The organism is Microvirga terrae (assembly GCF_013307435.2).
Lineage (GTDB): Bacteria > Pseudomonadota > Alphaproteobacteria > Rhizobiales > Beijerinckiaceae > Microvirga > Microvirga terrae.
Genome location: NZ_CP102845.1, coordinates 2,477,047 through 2,503,938 on the forward strand (window position 1 = coordinate 2,477,047; position 26,892 = coordinate 2,503,938).

The 26,892-nt window shown below is 66.8% G+C and carries 23 protein-coding genes; 14 read left to right on the forward strand and 9 right to left on the reverse strand.

The features are described from left to right. Position 1 precedes the first annotated feature (1 nt). From HPT29_RS11765 to HPT29_RS11775, 3 genes are read left to right on the forward strand one after another with little or no spacing between them, the layout of a single operon-like run. The gene (locus tag HPT29_RS11765) at positions 2-2,662 is read left to right on the forward strand and encodes a nitrate reductase (protein ID WP_173950318.1); all 2,661 of its coding nucleotides are present in this window, start codon (positions 2-4) and stop codon (positions 2,660-2,662) included. After that, a complete protein-coding gene (gene cysG, locus HPT29_RS11770; protein ID WP_173950319.1) occupies positions 2,634-4,109 on the forward strand; it encodes a siroheme synthase CysG in 1,476 nt (491 codons plus the stop codon). The genes HPT29_RS11765 and cysG overlap by 29 nt, the downstream gene beginning before the upstream one ends. 21 nt (positions 4,110-4,130) lie before the next feature. After that, positions 4,131-4,958 (forward strand): uroporphyrinogen-III synthase, encoded by an 828-nt coding sequence (locus HPT29_RS11775; protein WP_173950320.1) that lies wholly within the window; start codon positions 4,131-4,133, stop codon positions 4,956-4,958. Here HPT29_RS11775 and HPT29_RS11780 read toward each other — a convergent pair. Next, on the reverse strand, positions 4,942-5,826 hold the full coding sequence (locus tag HPT29_RS11780; RefSeq protein WP_173950556.1) for an SDR family oxidoreductase: 885 nt from the start codon (positions 5,824-5,826) through the stop codon (positions 4,942-4,944). The two genes, HPT29_RS11775 and HPT29_RS11780, sit on opposite strands and share 17 nt — an antisense overlap. Positions 5,827-6,219: 393 nt before the next feature. On the opposite strand from HPT29_RS11780, the gene HPT29_RS11785 reads away from it, so the two are divergent. Then, complete coding sequence (locus HPT29_RS11785; RefSeq protein ID WP_173950321.1) at positions 6,220-7,368, forward strand: amidohydrolase; 1,149 nt, start codon at positions 6,220-6,222, stop codon at positions 7,366-7,368. A gap of 189 nt (positions 7,369-7,557) precedes the next feature. On the opposite strand, the gene uxuA is transcribed toward HPT29_RS11785, so the two are convergent. Next, a complete protein-coding gene (gene uxuA, locus HPT29_RS11790) occupies positions 7,558-8,754 on the reverse strand; it encodes a mannonate dehydratase (RefSeq protein WP_173950322.1) in 1,197 nt (398 codons plus the stop codon). A gap of 68 nt (positions 8,755-8,822) precedes the next feature. Further along, positions 8,823-9,551 (reverse strand): GntR family transcriptional regulator, encoded by a 729-nt coding sequence (locus HPT29_RS11795; RefSeq protein ID WP_173950323.1) that lies wholly within the window; start codon positions 9,549-9,551, stop codon positions 8,823-8,825. A 122-nt stretch (positions 9,552-9,673) separates the two neighbouring features. Between HPT29_RS11795 and uxaC the strand changes: the two genes are divergently transcribed. The 6 genes from uxaC to HPT29_RS11825 all read left to right on the forward strand — a co-directional run bounded on the left by uxaC (position 9,674) and on the right by HPT29_RS11825 (position 16,858). Next, entirely contained in the window at positions 9,674-11,077 is a 1,404-nt protein-coding gene (gene uxaC / locus HPT29_RS11800; RefSeq protein WP_173950324.1) for a glucuronate isomerase, read from the forward strand. Between the two features lie 50 nt (positions 11,078-11,127). Then, positions 11,128-12,315 carry an ABC transporter substrate-binding protein gene (locus HPT29_RS11805; RefSeq protein WP_173950325.1) on the forward strand — a complete coding sequence of 396 codons (1,188 nt, stop codon included), beginning with the start codon at positions 11,128-11,130 and terminating at the stop codon, positions 12,313-12,315. A gap of 48 nt (positions 12,316-12,363) precedes the next feature. Further along, complete coding sequence (locus HPT29_RS11810) at positions 12,364-13,449, forward strand: ABC transporter ATP-binding protein (protein ID WP_173950326.1); 1,086 nt, start codon at positions 12,364-12,366, stop codon at positions 13,447-13,449. After that, complete coding sequence (locus HPT29_RS11815; protein WP_173950327.1) at positions 13,449-14,360, forward strand: ABC transporter permease; 912 nt, start codon at positions 13,449-13,451, stop codon at positions 14,358-14,360. The genes HPT29_RS11810 and HPT29_RS11815 overlap by 1 nt, the downstream gene beginning before the upstream one ends. A 5-nt stretch (positions 14,361-14,365) precedes the next feature. Beyond that, the gene (locus tag HPT29_RS11820; RefSeq protein WP_173950328.1) at positions 14,366-15,208 is read left to right on the forward strand and encodes an ABC transporter permease; all 843 of its coding nucleotides are present in this window, start codon (positions 14,366-14,368) and stop codon (positions 15,206-15,208) included. Between the two features lie 171 nt (positions 15,209-15,379). Further along, positions 15,380-16,858: a mannitol dehydrogenase family protein gene (locus HPT29_RS11825; RefSeq protein WP_173950329.1), complete on the forward strand. Its 1,479-nt coding sequence runs from the start codon at positions 15,380-15,382 to the stop codon at positions 16,856-16,858. A 174-nt stretch (positions 16,859-17,032) separates the two neighbouring features. Here the strand turns inward: HPT29_RS11825 and HPT29_RS11830 are convergent, their stop codons facing one another. After that, positions 17,033-17,461 carry an SET domain-containing protein gene (locus tag HPT29_RS11830; protein WP_173950330.1) on the reverse strand — a complete coding sequence of 143 codons (429 nt, stop codon included), beginning with the start codon at positions 17,459-17,461 and terminating at the stop codon, positions 17,033-17,035. Positions 17,462-17,790: 329 nt separating this feature from the next. After that, complete coding sequence (locus HPT29_RS11835) at positions 17,791-18,471, reverse strand: TetR/AcrR family transcriptional regulator (RefSeq protein WP_259060601.1); 681 nt, start codon at positions 18,469-18,471, stop codon at positions 17,791-17,793. A 126-nt stretch (positions 18,472-18,597) separates the two neighbouring features. On the opposite strand from HPT29_RS11835, the gene HPT29_RS11840 reads away from it, so the two are divergent. Continuing rightward, a complete protein-coding gene (locus HPT29_RS11840) occupies positions 18,598-20,004 on the forward strand; it encodes a cytochrome P450 (protein WP_173950331.1) in 1,407 nt (468 codons plus the stop codon). Positions 20,005-20,015: 11 nt separating this feature from the next. Here the strand turns inward: HPT29_RS11840 and HPT29_RS11845 are convergent, their stop codons facing one another. Both HPT29_RS11845 and HPT29_RS11850 read right to left on the reverse strand, forming a co-directional pair. Continuing rightward, complete coding sequence (locus HPT29_RS11845) at positions 20,016-20,402, reverse strand: response regulator (RefSeq protein WP_173950332.1); 387 nt, start codon at positions 20,400-20,402, stop codon at positions 20,016-20,018. A 673-nt stretch (positions 20,403-21,075) separates the two neighbouring features. Continuing rightward, positions 21,076-21,204, reverse strand: a complete 129-nt coding sequence (locus HPT29_RS11850; protein WP_256439515.1) for a hypothetical protein — start codon at positions 21,202-21,204, stop codon at positions 21,076-21,078. Positions 21,205-21,420: 216 nt separating this feature from the next. Between HPT29_RS11850 and HPT29_RS11855 the strand changes: the two genes are divergently transcribed. Together HPT29_RS11855 and HPT29_RS28625 are read left to right on the forward strand one after the other, a co-directional pair. After that, the gene (locus tag HPT29_RS11855) at positions 21,421-22,575 is read left to right on the forward strand and encodes a zinc-binding metallopeptidase family protein (RefSeq protein WP_173950333.1); all 1,155 of its coding nucleotides are present in this window, start codon (positions 21,421-21,423) and stop codon (positions 22,573-22,575) included. 224 nt (positions 22,576-22,799) lie between these two features. Beyond that, on the forward strand, positions 22,800-23,387 hold the full coding sequence (locus tag HPT29_RS28625; RefSeq protein WP_285892606.1) for a cold-shock protein: 588 nt from the start codon (positions 22,800-22,802) through the stop codon (positions 23,385-23,387). Between the two features lie 152 nt (positions 23,388-23,539). On the opposite strand, the gene HPT29_RS11870 is transcribed toward HPT29_RS28625, so the two are convergent. Next, positions 23,540-24,274: a PhoH family protein gene (locus HPT29_RS11870; protein WP_210272488.1), complete on the reverse strand. Its 735-nt coding sequence runs from the start codon at positions 24,272-24,274 to the stop codon at positions 23,540-23,542. 417 nt (positions 24,275-24,691) lie between these two features. Between HPT29_RS11870 and HPT29_RS11875 the strand changes: the two genes are divergently transcribed. Then, a complete protein-coding gene (locus HPT29_RS11875) occupies positions 24,692-25,627 on the forward strand; it encodes a ribokinase (protein WP_173950335.1) in 936 nt (311 codons plus the stop codon). On the opposite strand, the gene HPT29_RS11880 is transcribed toward HPT29_RS11875, so the two are convergent. Then, a complete protein-coding gene (locus HPT29_RS11880; RefSeq protein ID WP_173950336.1) occupies positions 25,618-26,880 on the reverse strand; it encodes an AGE family epimerase/isomerase in 1,263 nt (420 codons plus the stop codon). The genes HPT29_RS11875 and HPT29_RS11880 overlap by 10 nt on opposite strands. Positions 26,881-26,892 lie beyond the last annotated feature (12 nt).

Genomic DNA, 26,892 nt, shown 5'->3' on the forward strand with positions numbered 1-26,892 from the left:
GATGGCGACCGGATCCCCGACCCGGACCACATGCCCCTATTGCGGCGTCGGCTGCGGCGTCGTGGCGACCCCGCAGCAGGACGGCACGGTCGCGATCAGGGGCGACGAGCAGCACCCGGCCAATTTCGGCCGCCTCTGCTCGAAGGGTTCGGCGCTGGGCGAGACGCTGGGCCTCGACGACCGGCTGCTTCGCCCTGAGATCGGCGGGCGGCGCGCCGACTGGAATGAAGCGCTCGAACTCGTGGCACGGCGGTTCTCGGAGACGATTGCCGCGCATGGCCCGGAATCGGTCGCGTTCTACGGCTCCGGCCAGCTCCTCACCGAGGATTATTATGTCGCCAACAAGCTGATGAAGGGCTTCATCGGCGCGGCCAATATCGACACCAACTCCCGGCTCTGCATGGCCTCGTCGGTCGCCGGTCACGTCCGCGCGTTCGGCTCCGACACCGTGCCCGGCACCTACGAGGATCTCGAGGAGGCCGATCTCGTCGTCCTCGTCGGCTCGAACATGACCTGGTGCCATCCCGTCCTGTTCCAGCGGCTCCTGGCGGCGCGCGAGCGGCGCGGCACGACGATCGTGGTGATCGATCCGCGCCGCACCGTGACCGCGGAGGCGGCCGATCTCCATCTGGCGATCGCGCCCAATTCCGATGGGGCGCTGTTCGCGGGTCTGCTCGACCATCTCGACCGGATCGGCCTGCGTGACGGCGATTACGTGGAGCGCCACACCTCGGGTCTCGACGCGGCCCTGTTGGCCGCGCGGGACTGCGGCTTTCCGGGCGCCCTTCAGGCCACACACCTTCCGCCTGAGCAGCTCCGCGAGTTCTACACGCTCTGGAGTCGCTCGGAGCGGGTCGTCACGGCCTATTCGCAAGGCGTGAACCAGTCGGTCGTCGGCACCGACAAGGTGAACGCCATCATCAACTGCCACCTGTTCACCGGCCGCATCGGGCGGCCCGGCATGGGGCCTTTCTCGCTGACCGGCCAGCCCAATGCCATGGGCGGGCGCGAGGTGGGAGGGCTCGCCAATATGCTGGCCGCGCATCTCGACATCAACCGCCCCGACCATCGCGAGCTGGTGCGGTCCTTCTGGGGCAGCCCCAGGATCGCCACCCGGCCCGGCCTGAAGGCCGTAGATCTCTTCCGGGCCGTCGGCGAGGGGCACGTCAAGGCACTCTGGATCATGGGCACCAATCCGGCCGATTCCATGCCCGATGCCGATGCCGTCCAGGAGGCCCTGCGCGCCTGTCCGTTCGTGGTCGTGAGCGACGTCGTGCGGACCGACACCACGCGCCATGCCCATGTCGTTCTGCCGGCCGCCGCCTGGGCGGAGAAGAGCGGCACGGTGACGAATTCCGAGCGCCGCATCTCGCGCCAGCGCTCGTTTCTCAAGCCGCCGGGCGAAGCGCGGCCTGATTGGCGCATCGTCTGTGACGTGGCCGCCCGCATGGGCTTTTCCGAGGCATTCGATTATCAGTCCCCGGCGGAGATCTTCCGCGAACACGCGGCGCTGTCCGGCCTCGCGAACGACGGAACCCGCGATTTCGACATCTCGGCCTGCGCCGAGCTGAGCGAGAGCGCCTATGACGCGCTGGCGCCGTTCCAGTGGCCGCGCCGGGCAGGCGAGGCGCTCGACGGAATCACGACGCGCTTCTTCGCCGAGGGAAGATTCTACACGCCCGACCGGCGAGGGCGCTTCGTGCCGACGCAGATCGTGCTGCCGGAGGTGTCGGGGGATTTTCCGCTGATTCTCAACACGGGCCGCATCCGCGATCAGTGGCACACGATGACGCGCACGGCGAAGACGCCGCGCCTGATGAGCCATTATGCGGAGAGCTTCTGCGAGATCCATCCCGACGATGCAGAGGATGCCGGCATCGGTCCCGCCGCCCTGGTGCGGATCGTCAGCCCTCAGGGAGCGGCCGTGGTGCGCGCGCTCGTGACCGAGCGCCAGCAGAAGGGCAGCATCTTCGTCCCCATGCACTGGACCGACCAGCACGCCGCGCAGGGACGCATCGGCTCGGCGGTTCTGCCGGCGGCGGATCCGGTCTCGGGTCAGCCCGGTCTCAAGTTCTCCCATGCGCGCATCGAGCCGTACGAGGTCGCCTGGTACGGCTTCGCGGTGGTGCGCAACAGGCCGGGGACGATCCCGGCGGAGTACTGGGCGATCGCCCGCGCCGAAGGGGGCTGGCGCATCGAGCTCGCCGGCACCGCGCCGGCGCAGGATTGGGCCGAATATGCCGCCGCTCTGATCGGCTGCGGCGAGAAGCCTGAAACGCTGTCCTACAGCGATCAGGACCAGGCGAGCTTCCGGCTCGCGACGTTCTCGGGTGACATTTTGCTCGGCGCGCTCTTCATCGCTCCGCAGCCGGTCGCCGTGTCGCGGACATGGGTGGTCGAGCACCTGGCAGCGTCAGACATCCGGGGTGCCGATCGGCTTCGCCTGCTGAGCGGACGTCCCGGCGCCGACCAGTCGGATCCCGGTCCGATCGTCTGCGCGTGCTTCTCGGTCGGCGCGAACCAGATCGCGGCCGCCGTCGAGAACGGCGCCGCAAGCGTCGAGGCGGTTGGCGAGGCTCTCCGCGCGGGCACGAATTGCGGCTCCTGCCGCGTTGAAATCAGGAGGTTGATCGATGCTGCAGCCCTTAAGAAAGCCGTCTGAAGCGGAGCCGGGCCGGCTCGGCCGGCTGGCCAAGCTGCCGGTCTTCTTCGACCTGAAGGATCGGCGCGCGGTGCTGGTCGGCGGCACGCCCGGCGCGGCCTGGAAGGCGGAGCTGCTCGCGGCTGCCGGCGCCCGCGTGGACATCTATGCCCTCGACCTTTCAGCCGAGATGGACGCCCTGCTCGCGCGCGGCGCGGCCGACGGCACGCTCGTGCTTCATCGCTACGCCTGGTCTGCGGCCATCCTGACGGATGCAGCGCTCGCGGTGGCCGATCTCGACGACGAGGACGAAGCGGAGACGTTCGCCGCCGCGGCACGCGCGGCCGGCATACCGGTCAATGTGGTCGACAAGCCCGGCCACTGCGATTTCCAGTTCGGATCGGTCGTCAACCGCTCGCCCGTGGTGATCGGCATCTCGACCGACGGCGCCGCGCCGATCCTCGGCCAGGCGATCCGCCGCAAGATCGAGACGCTGCTGCATCCCTCCGTGGCCTCCTGGGCGGCCCTCGCCAAGTACCTGCGCGAGCGCGTGATGGAGCATCTCGCGCCCGGCGCGGCGCGGCGTGCCTTCTGGGAGCGCTTCGCCGATCTCGCCTTCCGGGGCCGGTCACCGGACAGCTTCGGAACTAGCGTGGAGGCGGTGCTGGAGCAGATCGCCTCCGCGCCGGCGCCGAGAGTGGGGCGCGTGACGCTCGTGGGGGCAGGGCCCGGCGACGCCGAGCTGCTGACGCTCAAGGCCATGCGGGCGCTGCAATCGGCCGACGTCATCCTCTTCGACGATCTCGTGTCCGAGGACGTGCTGGAGCTCGCCCGCCGCGAGGCGAAGCGCCTCATGGTCGGCAAGCGGGGAGGACGCGCCTCCTGCGCGCAGGGTGACATCAACGACCTCATGACCCGCCTGGCCCGCCAGGGAAAGCACGTGGTGCGGCTGAAATCCGGCGACCCGATGATCTTCGGCCGCGCCGGCGAGGAGATCGAGCATCTCGAGACGGCGGGCATTCCCGTCGACGTGGTGCCGGGGATCACGGCCGGCATCGCCCTGGCGTCCGCGCTCGGCGTGTCGCTCACCCATCGCGACATGGCGCAGTCGGTCCGTTTCGTGACGGGATGCGCGAAGACCGGAGCGCTGCCGGCCGGCCTCGACTGGCAGGGCCTCGCGGATCCGAACACCACGACAATCTTCTACATGGCCGGCGGCACCGCGGGCGCCATCGCCGATCGCCTGATCGCGGCGGGCTGCTCGCCGGGGCTGCCGGCCGTGATGGTGTCCAACGTGTCCCGCGGCGACGAACGCTGGACGGGGGCTCTTGCCGATCTCGGCCGGGCGAGCGAGCGGCGCGATCCGTCGAAGCCCGTCATCGTCGGGATTGGCCGCGTGTTCATGCGGGCGGCAAAAACCGGTACGATGGGGCTCGGCCATCAGGCGGCGCTCGACGCGACCGCCTGAACGGACCAGAGAGGCAGGATCATGCTGGATGGACGCCGCATCGCCGTACCCGAGAGTCGGGAACTGGACCTGTTCACGCGGATGCTCGAACGGCATGGCGCGGTTGCGGTCCGTTGCCCGCTGGTGTCGATCCACGACGTGGAGGACCCGGCTCCCGTCGACGCCTGGATCGACCGACTCGTCCAGGGCCAGCATGATTTCGTGGTCCTCTACACCGGGGAGGGCTTGTCTCGGCTTCTCGGCTTCGCGCGCCGCCGAGGCGTCGAAGCGGATGCGGTCGCCGCTTTGGGCCGGGCCTGTAAGGTCGCCCGCGGGCCCAAGCCGGCGAAAGTCCTGCGCGGCATCGGCCTCGCGCCCGACGTGATGGCCGAGGAGCCGACGACCGCCGGGCTGATGACAACCCTGTCGGGCCTCCCCGTCGCGGGCAAGCGCGTCGGCGTTCTGCTCTACCCGGGCGGCGAGGAGGCCTTGCCGGCCTTCCTCGAAGCCGCCGGCGCGGCGGTCGATCCGGTCCTGAGCTATCGCTATGCCTCGGACGAGGAGGACGAACGGGTCCTGGCGTTCATCGGGGAGCTCGCCTCGGGCACCGTCGACCTGATCGCCTTCACGAGTTCGGCCCAGGTGCGGCGGCTCAAGGAGGTGGCGCGGCGGTTCGGCAGGGACGCGGACCTCGATGCGGCCATGCATCGGACCCTGATCGCCGCCGTCGGGCCGGTCACGGCGGAAGCGGTCGAGACGGCGGGCTGGCCCGTCGGGGCGATGCCGCAGGACAGCTATCATCTCAAGCCGCTGGTGATGGCCTTCGGCCGGAGATTGTCGCAATCCGACGGCGTCAGCGCGCCTGTGTGATCCCGTCGCCTGCCTGGAGCAGAGCCTTCAGACCTTCCCGGTAGGTGGGATGACGTAGAACCACCCCGAGCTCTGTCTTGATGCGCGTGTTCCTCACGCGCTTGTTGTCCGAGTAGAAGGAGCGCGCCATCGGGGTCTGGTCGGCGTCTTCGAACGGCACCTCCGGGGGCGGCTCGCGTCCGAGCAGTTCCGCCGCATGGGCGATGACGTCCTGCGGAGGACCCGGCTCGTCGTCCGCGACATTGTAGATCGCGTTCCGGTGCGGGCGCTCGATGGAGGCCATCAGCACCTGGGCGATATCGGCCGTGTGGATGCGGTTGAAGACCTGACCCTTCTTGACGATCCGCTTGGCGCTGCCGTCGGCGATCTTCACCAGGGCGTTGCGGCCCGGCCCATAGATGCCAGCGAGGCGAAACACCTGCACGGCGAACGGAGCGCTCTGGCCGAGAGCCAGCCATTGCCCCTCGGCCGCGATGCGGTGGCGCGAGCGGACCGTGGCGGGATTGGGCGGCGTCGTCTCGTCCACCCAGGCGCCGTCCGCATCGCCATAGACGCCGACGGTGGACAGGTAGCCGACCCAGCGCAGGTTCGGCGCCGCCGCGATGGCCTGAGAAAAGTGCTCCAGCACTGGATCCGTCTCGCCCGATGGCGGAATCGAGACGAGAAGCGCATCGGCCCGGGCGATCCGATCCAGGATGCCGGGATCGAAGTCGGCGCCGTCGAACCGGTAAGCCTGGAAGCCGTCCCCCGCGATGGCCCGAACCTTCTCCGGCGACCGGACGGTGCCACCGACTTCTGCGAAGCGGTCGCGGTAAAGGCCGATGAACTGGCGGACGGAATAACCGAGACCGAAAACGAACAGATTCATGAGATGAATAAGTGTTGCCATGCAAGGGGTCGTCGGTCGGACCCTAGCGCGACCGGGCAGACCCGGCAATCGCCCGCCCGACGGGTCGGCGTGACCTGGAACCCGGAGCCACCGGCTTGACCCACCTGTCATGGCCGGCCCTGTGGCGGCCATCCCGATCCGATGAAGCGCGGCGCTTCCGACAACCGGGATCACCGGGACAAGCCCGGTGATGACGGAGAGAGACGAAGACAACCCCGCAGAATTCGTGACCGTTCTTCCGTTCCCCGACCCCGACTTTTCGACGGCTTGATCAGGGCGGGTCGTCCGGGCCATAACGGGCAGCCGAAACAGGCCGGGCTGTCATCGGTCGAGCGGCTCTGCTCCCATCGAACTCCGGCATGGAGGCGATCCATGGTTTTGACCAACGAGGACATGGTCGATCTGGTGGCTTTTCGGCGAAAGCTCCATCGCATGCCCGAACTCTCCCGCGAGGAGGTTCAGACGGCTGGCAGCGTGCGGGCATTCCTGGCGCCGACGCGTCCGGACCGGATCATCTCCGGGCTCGGAGGGCATGGCATCGCGGCGGTCTACGAGGGCAGGGAACCGGGCCCGACCATCCTGATTCGCTCGGAGCTCGATGGGCTGCCGATCGAGGAAATCTCCGATGCGCCCCACCGCTCGGCCACGCCCGGCAAGGGACATCTGTGCGGGCATGACGGACATACGGCGATCCTCGCCGGTCTCGCACGCGCGCTCGGACGCCAGCGGCCGCAGCGCGGCCGGGCCGTCCTGCTGTTCCAGCCGGCCGAGGAGGACGGCTCCGGAGCCGCCGCCGTCGTGGCCGACCCGCGCTTTCGCGAGATCAGCCCTGATTTCTCATTCGCCCTGCACAATCTCCCCGGGCTGCCCTTCGGGCATGTCGCGTTGGCGGAAGGGCCGGTCAATTGCGCGTCGCGAGGCATGCGCATCGTCCTGAACGGCAAGACCGCCCATGCGTCGATGCCGGAGACCGGCCTGTCGCCCGTGCCTGTGGTGGCCGAGCTGATGCCGGCGCTCACGGCGCTCGGTCATGGCGGTCCGCTGGACAACGACTTCGCGATGGTCACCGTCACCCATGTAAAGATCGGCGAGCCGGCTTTCGGCGTCGCCCCGGCACGGGCCGAGATCTGGGCGACCCTGCGCACGATGACCGATGCCGGCATGGAGGATCTGTGCGTGAGCGCCGAACATCTCGTCCTGAGCGCCGCCCGCAACCGGGGGCTCAGCGTCGAGATCTCCCACGACGACATCTTCCAGCATTGCGAGAACGCACCGGAGGCCGTGGCCCATCTCCGCCGCGCGCTGGACGAAGAGGGCGTGCCGCATGACGAGGGTGAGCTTCCGCTGCGGGCCTCCGAGGATTTCGGACGCTTCGGCCAGAGGGCGCCGGCGGCCATGTTCTTCCTCGGGGCCGGCAAGGATTACCCGAGCCTGCACAACCCCGATTACGATTTCCCCGACGACCTGATCGGGATCGGCGCGCGCGTGTTCATGCGGACATTGCGGAATCTGCTCGGATAGGTTGGGCGCGGGGCTGGTGCGAGTGTCATGCGCTGAGCCGATGCATTCCTTCCCACGTCATCACCGGCCTTTTGCCGGTGATCTCGATACGGTGAGGCGCAGTGCTTCAAACAATCGGGATGGCCGGCACAAGGCCGGCCATGACGTCGAAGGGGCGGTTCCAGATATGGTGGGGTGAAGACGAAAACCCTAAAGCGGCAGACCGCGCAGGGCCGAGACCGCCTGCATGACGCCGCGCAGCTCGGCCAGCCCTCTCATCCGGCCGATGATCGGATAGCCCGGATGGGTGGGACGGCCCACGTCGTCGAGAAGCTCGTGCCCGTGGTCCGGTCGCATCGGAATGCGCCAGTGCGGATGACCGGCAACCTTGCGGCGCTTCTGCTCCTCGAGCAGCACCGTCACGAGGGCCACCATGTCGGTGTCGCCGCCCAGGTGATCGGCCTCCATGAAGGAGCCGTCGGGATCCTTGGCCACGTTGCGCAGATGCGCGAACCAGATCCGGTCCGAGAAGCGCTTCGCAATGGCCGGAACGTCGTTGACCGGATTGGCTCCGAGCGACCCGCTGCAGAGCGTGAGGCCGTTCGCCGGCGCATCGACAGCATCCAGGATGAAGGCGATGTCGTCCGCGTTGGACACGATGCGCGGCAGGCCCATGAGCGGGCGCGGCGGATCGTCGGGATGGATGCACATGCGGATCCCCACCTCTTCGGCGGTCGGGATCACCTCGCGCAGGAAGCGGGCCAGGTTCTCGCGAAGGGCCGCGGCGTCGATGTCCCGGTAGCGGTCGAGCATGACGCGCAGGCCCGGAACGTCGTAGCGGTCATAGGCACCGGGCAGACCCGCCATGATGTTCGAGAGGAGCTTGCGTCGGTCGGCTTCCGACGAGCGGAGATGCCATTCCTTCGCGCGCGTCAGCACGTCCGCCGAATAATCCGCCTCCGCGCCGGGACGCTCCAGCATGTAGCAGTCGAAGGCTGCGAATTCATGGATGTTGAAGCGCAGGGCCGTGCCGCCGCCCGGAAGCGGGTAGGCGAGTTCGGTGCGGGTCCAGTCGACCACGGGCATGAAATTGTAGCAGATCGTCGTGACGCCGCATTGCGCGAGGTTGCGCATGGACTGGCGGTAATGGTCGAACAGGGACGTCAGGTCGCCTTCGCCGATCTTGATGCGCTCGTGGATCGGCAGGCTCTCGACCACGCTCCAGCGCAATCCGAGCGACGGATCGGCGGCGATGAGCGCTTTACGCTTCTCGATCTCCTCGACGCTCCAGATCACCCCATAAGGGATCTGATGCAGGGCCGTGACGATCCCGGTCGCGCCGGTCTGCCGGATGTGGGACAATTGAACGACATCGTCGGGGCCGAACCAGCGCCAGGTCTGTTCCATGCTTGCCTCTCAAGGGTGGGGCCGAACGGGGGCGTCGGCCGAGGGGGCGAATTCTTGTCTGGAAGCGGTCACGCGCTGAGCACCTCCGGCAGGGCACCGGCCTCGGGCTCGAAGAGGTCGGGGTGCTTCGCGGCGAGTTCGGGCAGGGAGCGCAGGATCTCGCTGAGGTGCTGCTGCATGGCTGTCTCGGCCGCGACGGGATCGGACGCCTTGATGGCGTCGACGATCTCCGCGTGCTGCGCGACGATGAGATGGCGCGGGGTCGCCTGCTTCACGTCGAGATAGCGCACCCGGTCCATCTGCGGCTTGACGTCCTCGATCATGCGCCACGCCGCCGGCCGTCCGGCTGCTTCCGCCAAGAGGCGGTGGAATTCCTCGTCCAGCGCCATGAAATCGTCCGACGAGGTGGCCCGCTGGGCGCGCCGCTGCCGGGCCAGGCTGGCGTTCAGTTCCGCGATCAGCACGGGAGAGGCCTTCAGGGCCGCTTCGCGCACGACCGCGCATTCGACCGCGACGCGGATGAAGCGGGCATCCTCGACGGCCGCGCGCGAGATCTTCACCACCTGCGTGCCCCGCTGCGGCAGCACACGGACCAGCCCCGCCTCGCTCAGCTTGATCAGCGCTTCGCGGACGGGCGAACGGCTCACGCCGAATCGCTGCGCGAGATCCTGCTCCGACAGCATCTCGCCGGGTGCGAACTTCATGCTGACGATGGCCTGGCGAAGGGCGCGCGTGACCTGCCGGGCCATGGGCTCCCGGCTGACGTCGATCTTCGCGAGGGTCGGTCTATTGGTCATAAGTGGCACACTACCATACTAGTAGACCATTGCAAAGGAGCGTGGATCGTCTTAAGGTTTGCTCAATGAGGCGCTTGCAGCCGGTCCGGAAATGGGCCGGACGAAGCCCGAGGGAGTACGCCATGCTGATCCATCCGGACCGGCTGTTTCCTGTCGATCCCGCCAGCCGCGAGGTGGCGCGCCGGCTCTATGCACAGGTGCGGGATCTGCCGATCATTTCTCCGCACGGCCATACGGATCCCCGCTGGTACGCGGAGAACGAACCGTTCGCGGATCCCGCCACGCTCTTCGTCATTCCCGATCACTACGTGTTCCGCATGCTCTACAGCCAGGGCGTGCGCCTGGAGGAGCTCGGGCTCGCGGCGAAGGACGGCAGCCCGGTCGAGCGCGATCCGCGGGCGATCTGGCGCCGCTTCGCGTCCCACTACCATCTCTTCCGCGGCACGCCCACACGCCTCTGGCTCGATCATACCTTCGCGACCCTGTTCGGCTTCACCGAGCGGCTGTCGGCCACGAACGCGGATGCCTATTACGACCGCATCGATGCGGCCCTGCGTACGCCGGAGTTCCGTCCGCGCGCGCTCTTCGAGCGCTTTCGCATCGAGGCGATCGCCACTACGGAGAGCCCGCTCGATCCGCTGAAGCATCACGAGACCATCCGGCGCTCGGGCTGGTCGGGGCGGGTGGTGACGGCGTACCGTCCCGATCCGGTGATCGATCCCGAATTCGAGGGCTTCCGTGAAAACCTCGTGCGCCTCGGTGGGATCACCGGCTGCGACACGGCCACGTGGAACGGCTATCTCGACGCGCACCGCAACCGGCGCGCCTTCTTCCGCCAGTACGGCGCGACCTCCACCGATCACGGCCACCCGACGGCGCGCACGGCCGACCTTTCGCCGGCCGATGCGGAGGCGCTGTTCCGCCGGGTCGTGGCCGGCGATGCCGGACCCGAGGACGCGGAGCTGTTCCGCGCGCAGATGCTCACCGAGATGGCCGCCATGAGCGTCGAGGACGGCATGGTCATGCAGCTCCATCCGGGCTCCTTCCGCAACCACAACGCGGCCCTGTTCCGGCGCTTCGGCCGCGACATGGGGGCGGACATCCCGCTGCAGACGGACTATGTCCGGGCGTTGAAGCCGCTGCTCGACCGGTTCGGCAACGAGCCCGGTTTCACGCTCATCCTCTTCACCCTCGACGAGACGAGCTATTCGCGCGAGCTCGCGCCGCTCGCGGGCCATTATCCGGCCCTGAAGCTCGGCCCGGCCTGGTGGTTCTTCGATTCGCCCGAGGGCATGCGGCGCTTCCGCGAGCTCACGACGGAGACCGCCGGCTTCTCCAACACGGTCGGGTTCAACGACGACACGCGCGCCTACCTGTCGATCCCGGCCCGGCACGACGTGGCCCGCCGGGTCGACTGCGCCTATCTCGCCAACCTCGTGACGACGCACCGCCTCGACGAGGGCGAGGCGCACGAGGTGGCCTACGATCTCGCCTATCGCCTCGCGAAAGAGGCCTACAAGCTGTGACACGGGACATGGCCGACCATGAGCCATGTCGCACAGAACGGGAGGAAGACATGACGAACCTGATCACCAGGCGGACTTTCGTCGGCGGCGTTGCCGGCGCTGCCGGCGTTGCGACCCTCGGCGGAAAAGCCTTCGCGCAGGCGACCCTGCCCACGAGTCCGGTGACGCTCAACATCATCGACGTGGCCGGCAACCTGGCGCTGACCCAGAAGGCGATCGAGAACTACCGCAAGGCAAAGCCCAACCTCGTCTCGCGCATCACCTTCACCAAGGCGACGGCGCCGGAGCTCGCCGGCAAGATCAAGGCGCAGCAGGATGCGGGCCGGGTCGACATCGACCTCGTGCTCACCGGCACGGACGCGCTTTCCGCCGGTATCGAGCAAAAGCTCTGGGTCGACCTCGTCCCCGGCCAGGCGAATTCCCTGCCGAAGCTCGACGACATCTATCAGCCGGCCGCCGCCAAGATGCAGGGTCTGGCGAAAGGGCAGGGCGTCGTCGTGACCTATTACCCGTCCGGCCCGCTGCTCGAGTACATGCCCGACAAGGTCAAGAATGTTCCGACCACGGCGGAGGAGCTGCTCGCCTACACGAAGGCCAATCCGGGCCGCTTCCTCTATGCGCGTCCGGCCAATTCCGGCCCGGGCCGCACCTTCATCATGGGCCTGCCCTACATCCTGGGCGACAGCAACCCGCAGGATCCGGCCAAGGGCTGGGACAAGACCTGGGCCTACCTGAAGGAGCTCGGCCAGAACATCGAGTACTATCCGTCCGGCACGGGCGCCGTGATGAAGGAGCTCGGCGAAGGCTCCCGCGACATGACCGTGTCGACCACCGGCTGGGATATCAACCCGCGCGTTCTGGGCGTCGTGCCGAAGGAGGCCAAGGTGGCGGCGCTCAAGGGCTTCCACTGGGTGGCGGACGCCCATTACATGTGCGTGCCCAAGGGCCTGCCGAACGAGAAGCTCGCGGTGCTGCTCGATCTCATGAGCTTCCTGCTCACCAAGGAGCAGCAGGCCTACACCTACGACGAGGGCTACTTCTATCCGGGCCCGGCCGTGAAGGGCGTGACCCTCGACATGGCGCCCGCCGAGAGCCAGGCGGCGATCAAGGAATTCGGCCGTCCTGAATACGAGAAGTGGATCGCCGAGAACCCGATCGAGCTTCCGCTCCAGCCCGACCAGATGGTGGTCGCCTTCCGCCTGTGGGACGAGCAGGTCGGCGGCGGCAAGCGCAAGTAAGTCCGCGCAAGCAAGACCGCGCAGACAAGACGACAACAAGGACCCGCGATGACCATTGCCCTTTCCCAGTTCGACGAAGTCCGGCTCGATCGCGTGAGCCGCGACTTCGGGGCGCTCAACGCCCTGCGCGACGTTTCCCTCACGATCCGGCGGCGCGAGTTCATCGCGCTGCTCGGGCCGTCGGGCTGCGGCAAGTCGACGACGTTGAACTGCATCGCGGGTCTCCTGCCTGTGACCGGCGGGGCGATCTGGCTCGACAAGAGCCGGGTCGACACCCTGCGACCCGAGGAGCGCGGGTTCGGGATGGTGTTCCAGAACTACGCGCTCTTTCCCCATCTCAACGTGCGCCAGAACATCGGCTTCGGGCTCAAGATGCGCGGGACCCCGAAGGCCGAGATCGACCGCAAGGTCGACGAGGCGCTCAGCCTCGTGCGCCTGCAGGGCCAGGAGAACAAGCTGCCGGGCCAGCTCTCCGGCGGCCAGCAGCAGCGCGTGGCGATCGCCCGCGCGATCGTCATCGAGCCGCCGCTCGTGCTCATGGACGAGCCGCTGTCCAATCTCGATGCAAAGCTCCGCCTCGAGATGCGCGCCGAGATCCGGCGCATCCACAACGAGCTCGGGGCCACGACCATCTACGTGACCCACGACCAGGACGAGGCCCTGTCGCTCGCCGACCGCATCGTGGTGCTGCGCGACGGCGTGGTCCGGCAGGTCGGCACGCCCAAGGAGCTCTACGAGGCGCCAGGCCATCTCGACGTGGCCGACTTCATGGGCTTCCGCAACAAGCTGAAAGGCAAGGTCGTCGGCACCGAGGGCGCCCGGGCCGTCCTCGATGTGGAGGGCGCACGGATCAGCGGCGTCGCCCGCGAGACCCTGTCCGCCGGATCCGCCGCCTATGCGGCCATCCGGCCGGATGACCTCATGGTCGGGGAGGCGGGGCCGAACGCCATCGCGGTCACCGTCGACACCATCGAGTACCGCGGACGCGAGTTCGTCGGCACCGCCCATTCGGCCGGCGGTCTCGATTTCGTGTTCCGGTCGCACCAGCCGGTCGAGCCCGGTTCGCAGGTGCATCTGCGGGCGGATGACGGGCGCGTTCTCGTCTTCGCGGAGCCGATCCAGGGGAGGCAGTGATGGACGCCCTTGCTCCCGTGACCCCCGTCGAGCACGGCCCGAGCCTGCGCCAGCGCCTCGCCGCGCGAGGCTTCGACGCGGTGACGCTGCTCGTCGTTCCGGCGGCGATCTTCAGCCTGCTCCTCTTCGTCTATCCGTTCGCGTTCGGGTTCGTTCTGTCCTTCGAGCCGAAGGCCGGCGGCGACTGGCTGGCCAACTACAAGCGCTTCTTCTCGGACCCGTTCCTGTATGACACGATCGCCAACACGCTCCGGCTCGCGATCCCCGTCACGCTGATCAACCTGCTGCTGGCGGTGCCGATCGCGTTCCGCGTGCGCCTGATGCGGCGCCAGCGCCTGCTGACCACGATCCTCGTCCTGCCGATCACCCTCGGCACCGTGCTCGTGGCCGAGGGCCTGCTGAACTATCTCGGGCCGCAGGGCTGGTTCAACCGCACCCTGATCACCTTCGGGCTGATCTCGCAGCCCCTGAAGCTCGTGCACAATTACTGGGGCGTCTTCGCCTCCCTGGTGATCACGGGCTTCCCGTTCACCTTCCTTCTGACCCTGTCCTACGTGACCGGCATCGACCCGGCCCTCGAGCAGGCGGCCGCGACGCTGGGCGCCAGCGCCTGGCAGCGCTTCCGCCACGTCTACCTGCCGCTGCTGATGCCGGGCTTCGCCATCACGTTCTGCCTGTCCTTCGTGCAGGCCTTCTCGGTCTTCCCGTCGGCGGTGCTGCTGGGCGAACCCGCGGGCGTGACCCGCGTGATCTCGATCGCCGCGGCCACGGCGGCCTTCGAGGAATACGACTACTCCATGGCGTCGGCGATCGCGATGATCATGGGCTTCGTGCAGCTCGCCATCGTGGTGGCGGTGCTCGCCTCCCGCGGGTTGTTCTACCGCGGTCCTGCCTCCGGCGCGAAAGGGTAAAGCCGATGATCCGCGACACGACACTCGGGTCCAAGCTCTGGGCCGCGGCCATCTGGTTCCTGGTCGGCTTCTTCGTCATCAACCTGTTCGCCATGATCGCCACCGTGGTGACGAGCTCGTTCGCCACCCGCTGGCTCGGCACATGGCTGCCGGTGGCCTTCACCACGCGCTGGTATTCCTCCGCCTGGAGCGAGTTCCAGCTCTGGGACGTGCTGATGGTCACCTTCCAGGTGATCGCCGCCGTGGTGTTCATCTCCGGCGCTCTCGGCGTGACGGCCGCCTATGCGCTCGCCCGCCGCGACTTCGCGGGCAAGCGGCTTCTCATCCTGCTGTTCCTCCTGCCGCTGATGATCCCGCCGATCACCTTCGGCATCCCGCTCGCGACCGTGCTCTACCAGACCGGCCTTGCGGGCACGTTCTGGGGCGTGGTGGCGGCCAACCTCGTGCCGACCGTGCCGTTCGTGATCCTGGTCATGATCCCGTTCATCGAGCAGATCGACCCGAAGATCGAGGCGGCCGCCCGGGTGTTCGGGGCCAACACGTTCAAGCTCTTCGTCCACGTGCTCCTGCCGCTGCTCCTGCCGGGCATCCTGGCGGCCCTGCTGCTGGTGCTGGTCCGGACCATCGCCATGTTCGAGCTCACCTTCCTGGTCGCCGGCCCGACGAGCCAGACCCTCGTGGTGGCGCTCTATTATGCGGTCTTCGCGGCCGGCGTACGGGCCGTGCAGTCGATCGACGCCATGGCGGTGATCTACATGGTCACGACTCTCGTCTGGCTCATCATCGCGCTGCGCTTCGTCAACCCGACGCAGATCGTCACCCGGGCGAAGCAGCAGCCGGCGCATTGAGGGGGCACCCGGGATCCACTCACGTCATGGCCGGGCCTGTCCCGGCCATCTCGACTTGAAGAGCAGGGCGCTTTCCATGATCGGGATCACCGGCACAAGGCCGGTGATGACGTGGTAGGATCGTCGAAGGGCGCAGGAGCAGAGACTGATGACCGACACCTCGAGGACACGATGCCGGATCGCCTGAACGATGATTCTCTCGCCGATCTGCCGGAGGGTATCCGCCGCCCGGCCTATGACCGGAGGGCGCTGAAGACCGGGATCGTGCATCTCGGCGTCGGGGCCTTCCACCGGGCCCATCAGGCCGTCTACACGGACGACGTGCTCGGTCAGGATCCGCGCTGGGGCATCGTGGCCGCCAGCCTGCGCAGCCCGGACACCTACGACGCCCTCCAGCCGCAGGACGGCCTCTACACCCTGTCGGTCCGCTCGCAGGACGGCGAGGCGCTTCGGATCATCGGATCGATCCGGCGGGTCATCGTGGCACCTCGGGCGACGGAGGATCTCCTCGACGCGATGGCCGATCCGCAGACCAGGATCGTCACCCTGACGGTGACCGAGAAGGGCTATTGCCACGATCCGGCCACCGGCGCCCTGAACGAGGCCCATCCCGACGTGGTGCATGACCTGGCCTACCTTAAGACGCCGCGCTCGGCCCCGGGCTTCATCGTCGAGGCGCTTCGCCGCCGGCGGCGGGCCGGGATCCCGCCCTTCACGGTGCTCACCTGCGACAACCTTCCCTCGAACGGCCGTACGGTGAAGCGCGTGCTCACCCGCTTCGCCGAGCTGGTCGATCCCGATCTCGGCCGCTTCGTGGCCGACCAGGTGTCCTGCCCGTCGACCATGGTCGACCGGATCGTGCCGGCGACGAGCGACCAGGACCGGGAGCGCATCGGACAGGCTCTCGGTGTCGAGGACGCCTGGCCGGTGGTGACCGAGCCGTTCACGCAGTGGGTGATCGAGGATCGGTTCCCGCAGGGCCGGCCCGCCTGGGAGATGGCGGGCGCCGAGTTCGTCGCCGACGTGGAGCCCTACGAGCACATGAAGCTCAGGCTGCTCAACGGCAGCCATTCGACGCTCGCCTATCTGGGCTATCTCTCCGGCTACGAGACGGTTGCCGACACCATGGCGGATCCGGCCTTCGTGCGGCTGATTGAGGGGCTGATGGACGAGGAGGTCACGCCGACCCTGCACATGCCGCCCGGCGCCGATCTGTCCGCCTACAAGCGGGCGCTCATCGCCCGCTTCAAGAATCCCGCCCTGAAGCATCGCACTTGGCAGATCGCCATGGACGGTTCCCAGAAGTTGCCGCAGCGCCTCCTGGGGACGGTCCGCGACCGCCTGCAGGGCGGCGCGTCCATCGCGCGCCTGTCCCTCGGTGTGGCGGCCTGGATGCGCTACGTCACGGGCATCGACGAGAAGGGAGCGCCCATCGATGTGCGTGATCCCATGGCGACGCGGCTGCGCGAGCTCGCCGACCGGGCAGGGCCATCGGCCGACGCGCTGGCCGGCGCCCTGTTCGCCGTGCGCGAAATCTTCGGCGACGACCTGCCGAAGGATCCGCGCTTCACGGGAGCCGTGACGGCGAATCTGGCTCGCCTGTACGAGAGAGGCGCGAAGCGCGCCGTTGCGGAGTTCGCAGCCGAGTAAGGGAACGCGTCTTCCCCGTTATGACCGGCTCACACCACCTGCACGTCATCACCGGCCTTGTGCCGGTGATCTCGACCCGAGAGGCGCAGTGTTTTTCAGCATCGGGATGCCCGGGATGAGCCCGGCCATGACGGGAGCGGGGGCGTGGCGCCCCACGAGCCTTCGCTGCCGCGTTTATGTCGGAACGCGCGCCTGCTTCGCGCGCTTGCGCTCGCAGGACTGGCACTTGCAGCCCATCGGCTCGATGAAGGTCTCAAAGTAGTTCTTGCCGTAATTGTAAGTGATCTCGTCGCCCGGCTTGATGCGCTTGATCGCCTTGATGCGGATCCGGCCCCTCGACACCGTCGCCTGGGCGTTCGGCCGGCAGCCGTGATTGATGTAGCGGGCGGTGTTCCAGCGCGGCGATCCGTCGATGGTCCAGCGGCTGCTGATCTCGAACAGATAGCGCGTGTTGCGCCGGCGCTGGACTTCCTCGTTGGTGATCTTCGGCCCGACATACTCGATGATGAAGGAGCCCTTCTCGATCACGTCGGTGGCGAACAGGCCGAGGCCGGTCGGCGACCGTCCGATGCGAAAGGGACCTTCCGGCGGCTTGGTTTTCATGAGGTCGGACGCTCCAGGGGACACGAGTGCTCCATAGCGGCAAACGCGGAGCGATGAAATTGGGTCGGTGGCCGATCTTCTCCAGATCCAGAGGACAATTTTGGCATCCTGGCCAGCCACGTGCCGGCGCCCCTTGTGCGGTGAGCCGCGGCGCTTCATGAAAGCGGGATCACCGGGACAAGCCCGGTGATGACGGGGAGGGTGGTCGTCCGGTGTGCGCTACACCCTCTCCACGTCATGGCCGGGCCTGTCCCGGCCATCCCGATATGGAACATCGCCGCGCTCATCGATCGGGATCACCGGCATGAGGCCGGTGATGACGTGGAGTTCTAAAGCGAAGGACGACCCTGGTCCGCCTGCGCGGCGAGCCAGTGGCGCGCTGCCTCCGTCAGGTGCGGCTGAAACAGGCTCGCGACCTGCCTGAGGCCCCATTCGAGATGCGCCTTCTTGATGGCCCGCACTCCTTCCTGCACATCCAGATAGACCACCCAGTAGGTCGACACGATCCACAGATTGTGAAGCAAGGCATCGAGCGCGTCGTCGGACAGCTCCATCAATCCGGCCCCGCGCATGTGGCCGATGAGCTGCCGGACGGGCGAACGGATGCGGTCGCTGATGGTGCGGATGCGGCGGCGCAGCTCCGGCGCCATGGCGATGAGGCCCATGAAGTCCCGGTAGAGAAAACGATAGGTCCACACGATCTCGAACCACTCGGTCAGGAACGCCACGTAGGCGGCCGGGTCGGCGCCCGCGCCCGGACTGCGGTTCAACAGCTGGTCCACCGATTCCTCGAAGCGGTCGAAGATGGTCAGGATCAGGGCCTGCTTGGTCTTGAAGTAGTAGTAGAGATTGCCCTCGTTGATGCCGGCCGCTTCGGCGATCTGCGACGTGGTGACCCGGTCGGGCCCGCGCGCATTGAAGAGCGACAGAGAGACCGTGATCACGTGGTCGCGCGTGCCGGCCGCCTTCCGGCTCCGCTTCGCCCTCGGGGTCGCTCCTGGCTCGATCACGGCTGATCCTCTATGTCGCACTTGCGCATATAAGGTGCTCACCTTAAATCGCAAGCGGTCTAAGGTGAGCACCTTATAAGCCGGCGCGGGCCGGCATCGAGGCCGGGCCGTGCGAGAGGAACCTTCATGAGCATCGAGACCCTTCCGTGGATTTCAGATCAGTGCCCCGGCGTCGCGGTGAGCCGCCGCTCGCCGCTCTCGGTGGTGCCCGCCCTGGTGCGGGACCCGTTGCAGGCCCTGCCGCCGGAAATCTATCGCGAGCCGGTGGTGTACTCCCAGGTGGCCGGACGCCGGCGCATCCTGCTGGCCGATCCGGCCCTGATCCACGAGGCCCTGGTGCGCAATGCCGATGCGCTGAACAAGGGCGAGGACGTCCGGCGAGCCCTGGGCCCGGCCCTCGGTCGCGGGCTGCTGACGGCGGACGGCGCCCATTGGCGCTGGCAGCGCCAGTCGGTGGCGCCCGCGTTCCGGCACGAGAAGCTCCTGGGCCTGCTGCCGTCCATGATCGCCGCCGCGGAGAAGACTCGGGAGCGCTGGCTCGCGCCCGGGGCCGGCGCGTCGGTCGGCATCGGCCGGGAGATGATGCGCACCACCTTCGACATCATCGTCGACACCATGATGTCGGGGCCGGGCGAGATCGACGTGGCGCGGGTGGAGCGCGGCATCACCGACTATCTCAAGCCGACCGGCTGGGTCTTCGCGCTGAGCATTCTCGATCTGCCCGACTGGCTTCCCTATCCGGGCCGTCGCCGCGCCGCGGCCGCGGCCGCGTACCTGCGCTCCTCCGTCACCCGGATGATCGCCGAGCGGCGCCGAAACCCGGACGGGCGCGAGGATCTCGTGGCGCTGCTTCTCGCCGCATCGGACCCGGAGAGCGGCCGGACGATGACCGACGAGGAGATCGCCGACAACCTGCTCACCTTCGTGACGGCCGGACACGAGACTACGGCGCTGGGCCTGGCCTGGACGTTCCTTCTGCTGGCCCGCCATCCCGAGCAGGAAGCGCGGGTCGTCGCGGAGATCGACGCCGTGACGCAGGGCGGCCCCGTCCGGCCTGAGCACATCGGGCAGCTCGCCTATGCCCGGCAGGTCTTCTCGGAGGCGATGCGGCTCTATCCGCCGGCCCCGATCATCACGCGCACGGCGACGCGCTCCTTCGCGCTCGGCGGCTTCCGCGTGCCGGAAGGCGCGGTCGTCATCGTGCCGATCCATGCGGTCCATCATCATGCCGCGCTCTGGACCGATCCTGCGCGGTTCGATCCGGAGCGCTTCGCGCCCGAGCCGGCGAAAGCCCGGCATCGCTATGCCTATATGCCGTTCGGCGCGGGGCCGCGCATCTGCATCGGCAGCGCGTTCGCCACCATGGAGGCGGTCGCCATCATGGCGGTGCTGCTGCAGGCCGTCAGGCTGCGGGCGCGATCGGACGCCATGCCCGACCCGATGATGAAGGTCACGCTGCGACCGAGACGGGAGGCGGAGATGTCGGTCGAGCGGCGCCATCCGTTCCAGGGGGCGGTCACGCAGATGTCGTGAGCGCGGACGCGTCAGGCGATTTCGGTCGCGTCGGACGTGCCGGCCAGCGTCGTGCGGAGCGTGTCGGCGAAATTATCGTAGGAGAACGGCTTCGACAGGGCCGGGCATTCGCGGAACCGCTCCGGGAGCGAGCGGAAGTCGTAGCCGGTCGAAAAGATGAACGGGATTCCGCGAAAGCGCAGGACGTCGGCGACCGGGAAGACGACGGTTCCGTCCACGTTGATGTCGAGGATGCCGATGTCGATGTCGGCCTGGAGCGCGAGGGTCAGGGCATGGTCCAGTCGCGCTGCGGGGCCCACGACCTCGCATCCGAAATCGAGAACCATGTCCTCGATCAGCATCGAGATCATCGCCTCGTCCTCGACGATCAGGACCCGCTTTGTGCGACCCTCGAACATAGCCCCTCCAAGCCACATTGCTTCTGACACTGCGCCTTGCGACGTCGTTAAGCGAATCAGATGCAACAACTATAATCGACGGTTTGACACGCCTTCACTATCTTAGGTTAGTATGGCCTAAGAAAGCATCGTAATGCGGGCGAGGCGGCGAAGTAAAGGGCCCCGCCGGAGGCTGATTATACACCTCGCCGGCGTACAATTTCTGAGCGAACGACTGGTGCAACCCTTGTGCCCGGCTGGTCGATAGGGCGCGTGATCTGCGCGCCGATGCTGAACTGCCCGAATTCGCGACCCGGTTGCAAGAATTCGTTCCGGAAGCTGACCTGTCCAAGATCTTTGAGGGCCTCCTGCTGCCGACGCGGTGCGCGGGCCTCACGATAACGTGACGCGAACGACCAGCAGCCTATCGAGGGTGAGCGGGTTTCTGGAACGCCCGCACCGGTTCGCCGGAGCCCGGCGCCGTCCAGAGGCCTCTCAGCCGCATCCGTTAGGGGGGAGCGGCGGGGCGCTGACAACGGCCCATGGAGACCGGATGGTGGCAGCTGGATCTCTCGTCGACTCACCAGAACTGGTGACACCAACATCCATCGATCTTCCATTTGCCTGCAGCAGTCGGCATCGGCTCCCGCGACCTCCGGTCCGGATCGCATCGATGGGCGGGGCGAGCGCGCCTTCAGCGCCGCAGCAGCCTCTCCATCAGGGCATCCGCGGCATGGCTGGTCAGGCCCCAGGCAACGGGGCGGTCGCCGAGATAGACGGTGAACGTGCCGTCCTGCGTCGCCTGCTTGGCAACAGGTGTCATGAGCCGTCCCTTTTCTGGATAGTCCGGACAATGAGGTCGCTGCCCGGGAATGATGAAATGATAGGCTCCATCCAGGAAGCTTAAATTATGAGCAGTGAAGCGCTGACGACGGTGCAAAGACTTGCGAACCAACAGGCTCACCGGCCGTTGCCGTTGAAGTGCCGTCGGGGCTCGCCAGCCCGGATATGGCGGATACGGGAAGCGGCAGGTCGTTCCATGAAGCTCTTTGAATGCCAGGCCTGCGGTCAGCCACTTTATTTCGAGAACAGTCGCTGCGAAAGTTGCGGCCGCCGGCTCGGGTACCTGCCGTCGATTCAGGAGATCAGCGCTTTGGAACCCGGTCGCGAGGGGGGCTGGACGGCTCTGGCGCAGCCCGACACGCCTGTCCGCTTCTGCGCGAATGCAGAACACAATGCGTGCAACTGGCTGATATCCGCCGATGGCGATGGATCCTACTGCCGGGCTTGCCGGCACAATCGCACCGTACCGGACCTCGCGCTCGAGCAGAATCGCGAACGCTGGCGCCGGCTGGAGACTGCGAAACGGCGTCTATTTTACACTTTGCTCAGGCTCGACCTGCCGCTGGCAACGCGCAGCGAGGACCCGCAGGGGCTCGCGTTCGACTTTCTGGCGGACCCTGCCGAGAAGTCTCCCGATGGTCCGTCGATCCTGACCGGGCACGACAATGGCCTGATCACCATCAACATCGCCGAGGCGGACGATGCCGAGCGGGAGCGGCGACGCCACGGAATGGGAGAACCTTACCGGACCCTCCTCGGCCACTTCCGGCATGAAATCGGCCACTATTTCTGGAACGTTCTGGTCCGGAACGATCCCAGCCTGGACCGATTCCGCCAGGTTTTCGGGGACGAGCGGCGGGATTACGGCGAGGCCCTGCGGGTCCATTACGCCCGGGGCCCGAAGGAGGACTGGCAGGACGAATTCGTCAGTGCCTATGCAGCCTCCCATCCTTGGGAGGATTTCGCCGAGACCTGGGCGCACTATCTCCATATCGTCGACACGTTGGAGACCGCGAGCGCCTTCGGATTGAAGGTGCGCCCCGGAATCCGTCGCGGCTCGGAACTAGCGGCGGAGATCGATTTCGACCCCCACAGCGAGACGGACCTGAATCGTCTGATCACCGCCTGGCTGCCCCTGACCTTCGCCGTGAACTCTTTGAACCGCAGCATGGGGCAGCCGGATCTCTACCCCTTCGTGCTCGCCCCGGCCGTGATCGCCAAACTCGGCTTCATCCACGAGCGCATTCATGCCTGGAGCGGCCGCGGGCCCGGGGAGGGAGAAGGCGATCATATTCTGAAAGCCGTGATCGGAGGGCTGAATTCTCGCGTCGGCGCCCCACAATCCGCATGACACGCTCTTTTGAGACCTTGCGTGAAATGTCTAGGTGTGAGTAGTTATTTTCTTGCCCTCAATGGTTGGGGGCGTTACGCCTATAGCGTTTACGAAACTTGAGACTTTAGAAGGCAGTCCTGATGGGCCGGGGAAATGATCACCGTGATCGCCGACGTCAATTTGGCGGTCAACCCGAAGATCACTGGGGCGATTTCGCTCCACCAACATCTTATGAACGGCCCATGCGGCAGCAGACATCCTACGGCGCTCCAGCGTCCGGACCGGAGACGGAAGCGCGGGTGAAATGGTTCAATCCCGAAAAGGGATTTGGTTTCGTCGAAATGACCGATGGGTCAGGCGAGGCCTTCCTGCACGTCCGGCAGGTCGAGGCTGCGGGCTATACCGCACTCGAATCGGGCACGACCCTTGTCATCCGGGTTGGCGCAGGCCAGAAGGGCCCGCAGGTCCAGGAAATCGTCAGCGTCGACGCAAGCACGGCCGAGCCGGAGCCCCCGCGCGGGGCACGCGCGCCGCGGCCGATGCGGTCGGGCGGTCCTGGCCAGTCAGGCGGCGGTTTCGGCCGTCCCAGCGGCGGTCCGAGCGCCCGCCCGGTCAGCGGCCCGCCGGAGGTGCCGGCCACCGTCAAGTGGTTCGACTCGGTGAAGGGCTACGGCTTCGTGTCCGTTGAAGGTGAGAGTAAGGACCTGTTCCTGCACATCTCCGTCGTGGAACGCGCGGGCCTCAGCCAGCTCGAGCAGGGGCAAGCGGTCCGGGTGGCGATCGTCGAGGGCCGCAAAGGCCCCGAGGTCGGCGCAATCGAACTCGCCTGACGCATTCCGTCTTTCTCGACCTAAGCTGAGCCGGGTCTCCTTCCGCCTGATCGGGCGGAAAGGGGCCCGGCTTTGGCATGGATGAAATACGGTCCAGCCCCGGCAAGGCAGGGATGATCCCAAAAGCGAGGTCCGCTTTTGGGATCAATGCCTTAGCAATGGACCTCTTCGAAGGCCCGCACCCACATCTCGCAGACGCCGGACCGCACGATCTCATTGAGCGTGAACTCGATGATTGGAACCGGTAGCATCTGCGACTTGATCAGATGGATGACCGTGCGCAGGCCCGAGCTCTCGCGCAGATCGCACTGGCTCACATCCCCATTGATCACCACGGTGCAGTCCTCGCCTATGCGGGTGAGGAAGGTCTTCATTTCGGCCGGCGTGGCATTCTGCGCTTCGTCCAGCAGGATGAAGGCGTCGCGCCAGGACCGCCCCCGCATGACTTCGAAAGGCACCATCTCGATGTCGCCGTTCTTGACGGCGATCTCATAGGCGGCTGAGCCGATCCGCTCCTTGATCGCCTCGATCACGGGCGCCGCCCAAGGACCGAATTTCTCCTCGAGACTGCCGGGAAAGAACCCCAGGGATCGGCCGCTCGGGACGTTGGGACGGGTGAGGATGATCTTCCGGATACGCCGCTGGCGGAAGAGATCGGCTGCATAAGTGGCCGCGATCCAGGTCTTTCCGGTACCGGCCGGGCCGAGGACCACGACCTGGGCACTGTTCTTCAGGGCGTCGAGATACTCGTCCTGGGTTGCATTGAGCGGCTTGATGGGAGGGAGGCTGCGCTCGGCCTGGAATTTTGATCCCGTGAGGTCGAAGACCTGCGCTGTTTCGAGGGAGCGGCGGGTCTTGCGTCTCTGCTTCTCATGATGCTTGCTCAATGACCAACTCCGGGTTTTGAAACTGCGCACAGAGACCTATCCAGGCGCCGCGCAGAGGCGTCTGGGGGAACTTCCGGGAGAGGGGTGGATTCGAGAGCGAGTCGTTGCGGGCGGTGGATTTCCGCGATCCGGACGGTGAGGATCAACCTGCCTGCCCATCAAAGCCTGTTCTTCTAGCTGCCAGTGGCAAACTATCTTTGATTCTGATGACAGTTTACCGCTGCTACGCCTACCTGCGAGTCAAATGTTGAGGCAGCCTGCTTGGTTCCAGGGCATAATCCCTCTGTAGGGTACAGGAGGGAAATAGCTGTGGATGGCTCAGATCGGGAGCCTCCGAGAGCACTCCGGCACTGCGGACACTCGCCATTTCGGCCCTTCGAATGATAAGGAAATCGCCGAAAACAAAGGCTTTGCGGAATGATCATCATATTCGGCTCGATCAACATGGACCTCGTCGCGCGGGTCCAGCGGATCGCCCGTCCGGGAGAGACCGTTCTGTCCCGCCGGGCGGACAGCTTCTTCGGCGGCAAGGGAGCCAATCAGGCCGTCGCCGCCGCTCGGATCAGCCGCGGAGGGGGCATGGAGGTCGCTATGACCGGCGCGGTCGGCAACGATCCTTTCGGGATAGCCTGCCTCAAGAACCTCGAGGAGAATGGGGTCGACGTCAGCACGATCAGAGTCACCGACGAGCCTACCGGCTGCGCGTTCATCACCGTCGACGAGACGGGAGAGAATGCCATCACGGTCGCCAGCGGCGCCAATATGGCGCTACGTTCATCCGATCTGCCCGAATCCCTCTTGTCGAAGGCTTCCGTTCTGGTGCTCCAGATGGAAGTGCCGATCGCCGACAATCTTGATGTCGCCGCGCGGGCGCGCCGCGCCGGCGTCAAGGTGGTCTGGAACTTCGCGCCCGTGCCGGCGGTCGGGGAGCGCTCGACCATGTCCGAACTCCTGGCCGTCACGGATGTGCTCGTGGTCAACGAGCACGAGGCTCTCTCGATCGCCGGTATCGTGGGTGAGCCGGCAGGGGACGATTTCCTCAAGGCCGGATCGGCAATCGCCCGCTCGTTCGGGCCGACCTGCATCGTCACGGCAGGTGCACGCGGCGCTTATGCCATCGCGCCGGACGGCGCTCAGACCCATGTGACGGCACGCCCGATCACCCCGGTGGATACGACCGGCGCGGGTGACACCTTCGTCGGTGTTCTGGCCAATGGACTGGACGAGGGACTGGAGATCGGCCGGGCGATGGAACGGGCTTGCGCCGCCGCATCCCTGTCCTGCCTCACGGCCGGCGCACAGGCGGGAATGCCCCTGCGTGAGGCTCTGGACCGGCACCTCGCTCAGGACTGAGGGCTGGCGCTGCCCTCGGGGATGACCTTGGTCAGGCTGCCGGCCGCCGGGAACAGGGGGATCAGGCAGGCCTGCAGGGCGTGGTAGAGATCGGGCTTGCCGGTGAAAAGGGTCGTTCCCGGCTTGAGGTCCTCCGAGAGCTCCGGCCGCCAGCCGCCCTGCCGATGGTCAATCAGGTGGCGATCGGCGAAGCCCCAGAGAAGGCGGTACCACTGCTCGTGGAAGTCGCCGGGGCTGTGCTCGTTCAGGAAAGCGGCAGCGCCAATGGCTTCCGCACAGGGCCACCAGAGCTTTTGGGGGAGCCTCGGCTTATCGTCCCAGTCCAGCGCATAGAAGAAGCCGCCTTTGTCCTTGTCCCATCCGAGCTCGATCGACTGCCGGAACAGCTCGCGGGCGGCCTCCGGCATCCAGGCATGCCTCTTGCCCCCGAGCGTCCAGAGCTGAAGGACGAGGCGCGCCCATTCGAGCCAGTGCCCCGGCGTGGTGCCGTAAGGACGGAATACGTCGTACCCACGGTACTCCTTGTCCAGGCTCCAATCCGAATGGAAATGCTCGGCGACACGATAACCGAGAGCGGCGGCGTGACGACCGATGATCAGCCCGGCGATGCGCTCCGCCTTGTCGAGATAGTTCCGATCGCCGGTAGCCTCGAAGGCGGCCATGAGCGACTCGGTCAGGTGCATGTTGGAGTTCTGGCCGCGATACTGGCTCAACGGCTGCCAGTCCCGGGAGAACTCCTCGGTCACGGCGCCGTGCTGCTCCTCCCAGAACCGTTCTTCGAGGACCTTGGTGATGTCCTGGATCAGACGATCTGCGAGCGGATGACCGACGACCTTGGCGCTCGACGCAGCCAGCAACACGAACGCATGTCCATAGGCCTGCTTCGTGTCGTCCTTAGGACCATCGTTGTCGAGCGACCAGACATAGCCGCCGTGCTGGGCGTCGCGATGGGCATTCCAAAGGTAGTTCATGCCATGATCGACGATCGCGTCGCATCCGGGCCGGCCGAGCAGAGTGCCGATGGCGAAGCAATGCACCATCCGGGTGGTGTTGTGGATCTGCCTGACCGGGTTGGCCGTCTCGATGGGCTGACCTGCATCGTCGAGATCGAAAAAGCCGCCGGCCGGGTTGATGATGCCGTGCTGGAAGAACCCGAACAGGTTGTTGGCCTGCTCGAAGAGCCATTTCCGGTGGAACCGGTTGGAGCGCCAGGTCGGGCCGACGGGAGGAAGGACGGGCTGGGACATCGTCATAACAGGTTCCGT

Coding starts and splice junctions, on each gene's coding strand:
- HPT29_RS11765 (WP_173950318.1), top strand. CDS start 2: ATGGCGACCGGATCCCCGACCCGGACCACATGCCCCTATTGCGGCGTC.
- cysG (WP_173950319.1), top strand. CDS start 2,634: ATGCTGCAGCCCTTAAGAAAGCCGTCTGAAGCGGAGCCGGGCCGGCTC.
- HPT29_RS11775 (WP_173950320.1), top strand. CDS start 4,131: ATGCTGGATGGACGCCGCATCGCCGTACCCGAGAGTCGGGAACTGGAC.
- HPT29_RS11780 (WP_173950556.1), bottom strand. CDS start 5,826: ATGAATCTGTTCGTTTTCGGTCTCGGTTATTCCGTCCGCCAGTTCATC.
- HPT29_RS11785 (WP_173950321.1), top strand. CDS start 6,220: ATGGTTTTGACCAACGAGGACATGGTCGATCTGGTGGCTTTTCGGCGA.
- uxuA (WP_173950322.1), bottom strand. CDS start 8,754: ATGGAACAGACCTGGCGCTGGTTCGGCCCCGACGATGTCGTTCAATTG.
- HPT29_RS11795 (WP_173950323.1), bottom strand. CDS start 9,551: ATGACCAATAGACCGACCCTCGCGAAGATCGACGTCAGCCGGGAGCCC.
- uxaC (WP_173950324.1), top strand. CDS start 9,674: ATGCTGATCCATCCGGACCGGCTGTTTCCTGTCGATCCCGCCAGCCGC.
- HPT29_RS11805 (WP_173950325.1), top strand. CDS start 11,128: ATGACGAACCTGATCACCAGGCGGACTTTCGTCGGCGGCGTTGCCGGC.
- HPT29_RS11810 (WP_173950326.1), top strand. CDS start 12,364: ATGACCATTGCCCTTTCCCAGTTCGACGAAGTCCGGCTCGATCGCGTG.
- HPT29_RS11815 (WP_173950327.1), top strand. CDS start 13,449: ATGGACGCCCTTGCTCCCGTGACCCCCGTCGAGCACGGCCCGAGCCTG.
- HPT29_RS11820 (WP_173950328.1), top strand. CDS start 14,366: ATGATCCGCGACACGACACTCGGGTCCAAGCTCTGGGCCGCGGCCATC.
- HPT29_RS11825 (WP_173950329.1), top strand. CDS start 15,380: ATGCCGGATCGCCTGAACGATGATTCTCTCGCCGATCTGCCGGAGGGT.
- HPT29_RS11830 (WP_173950330.1), bottom strand. CDS start 17,461: ATGAAAACCAAGCCGCCGGAAGGTCCCTTTCGCATCGGACGGTCGCCG.
- HPT29_RS11840 (WP_173950331.1), top strand. CDS start 18,598: ATGAGCATCGAGACCCTTCCGTGGATTTCAGATCAGTGCCCCGGCGTC.
- HPT29_RS11845 (WP_173950332.1), bottom strand. CDS start 20,402: ATGTTCGAGGGTCGCACAAAGCGGGTCCTGATCGTCGAGGACGAGGCG.
- HPT29_RS11850 (WP_256439515.1), bottom strand. CDS start 21,204: ATGACACCTGTTGCCAAGCAGGCGACGCAGGACGGCACGTTCACCGTC.
- HPT29_RS11855 (WP_173950333.1), top strand. CDS start 21,421: ATGAAGCTCTTTGAATGCCAGGCCTGCGGTCAGCCACTTTATTTCGAG.
- HPT29_RS28625 (WP_285892606.1), top strand. CDS start 22,800: ATGCGGCAGCAGACATCCTACGGCGCTCCAGCGTCCGGACCGGAGACG.
- HPT29_RS11875 (WP_173950335.1), top strand. CDS start 24,692: ATGATCATCATATTCGGCTCGATCAACATGGACCTCGTCGCGCGGGTC.
- HPT29_RS11880 (WP_173950336.1), bottom strand. CDS start 26,880: ATGACGATGTCCCAGCCCGTCCTTCCTCCCGTCGGCCCGACCTGGCGC.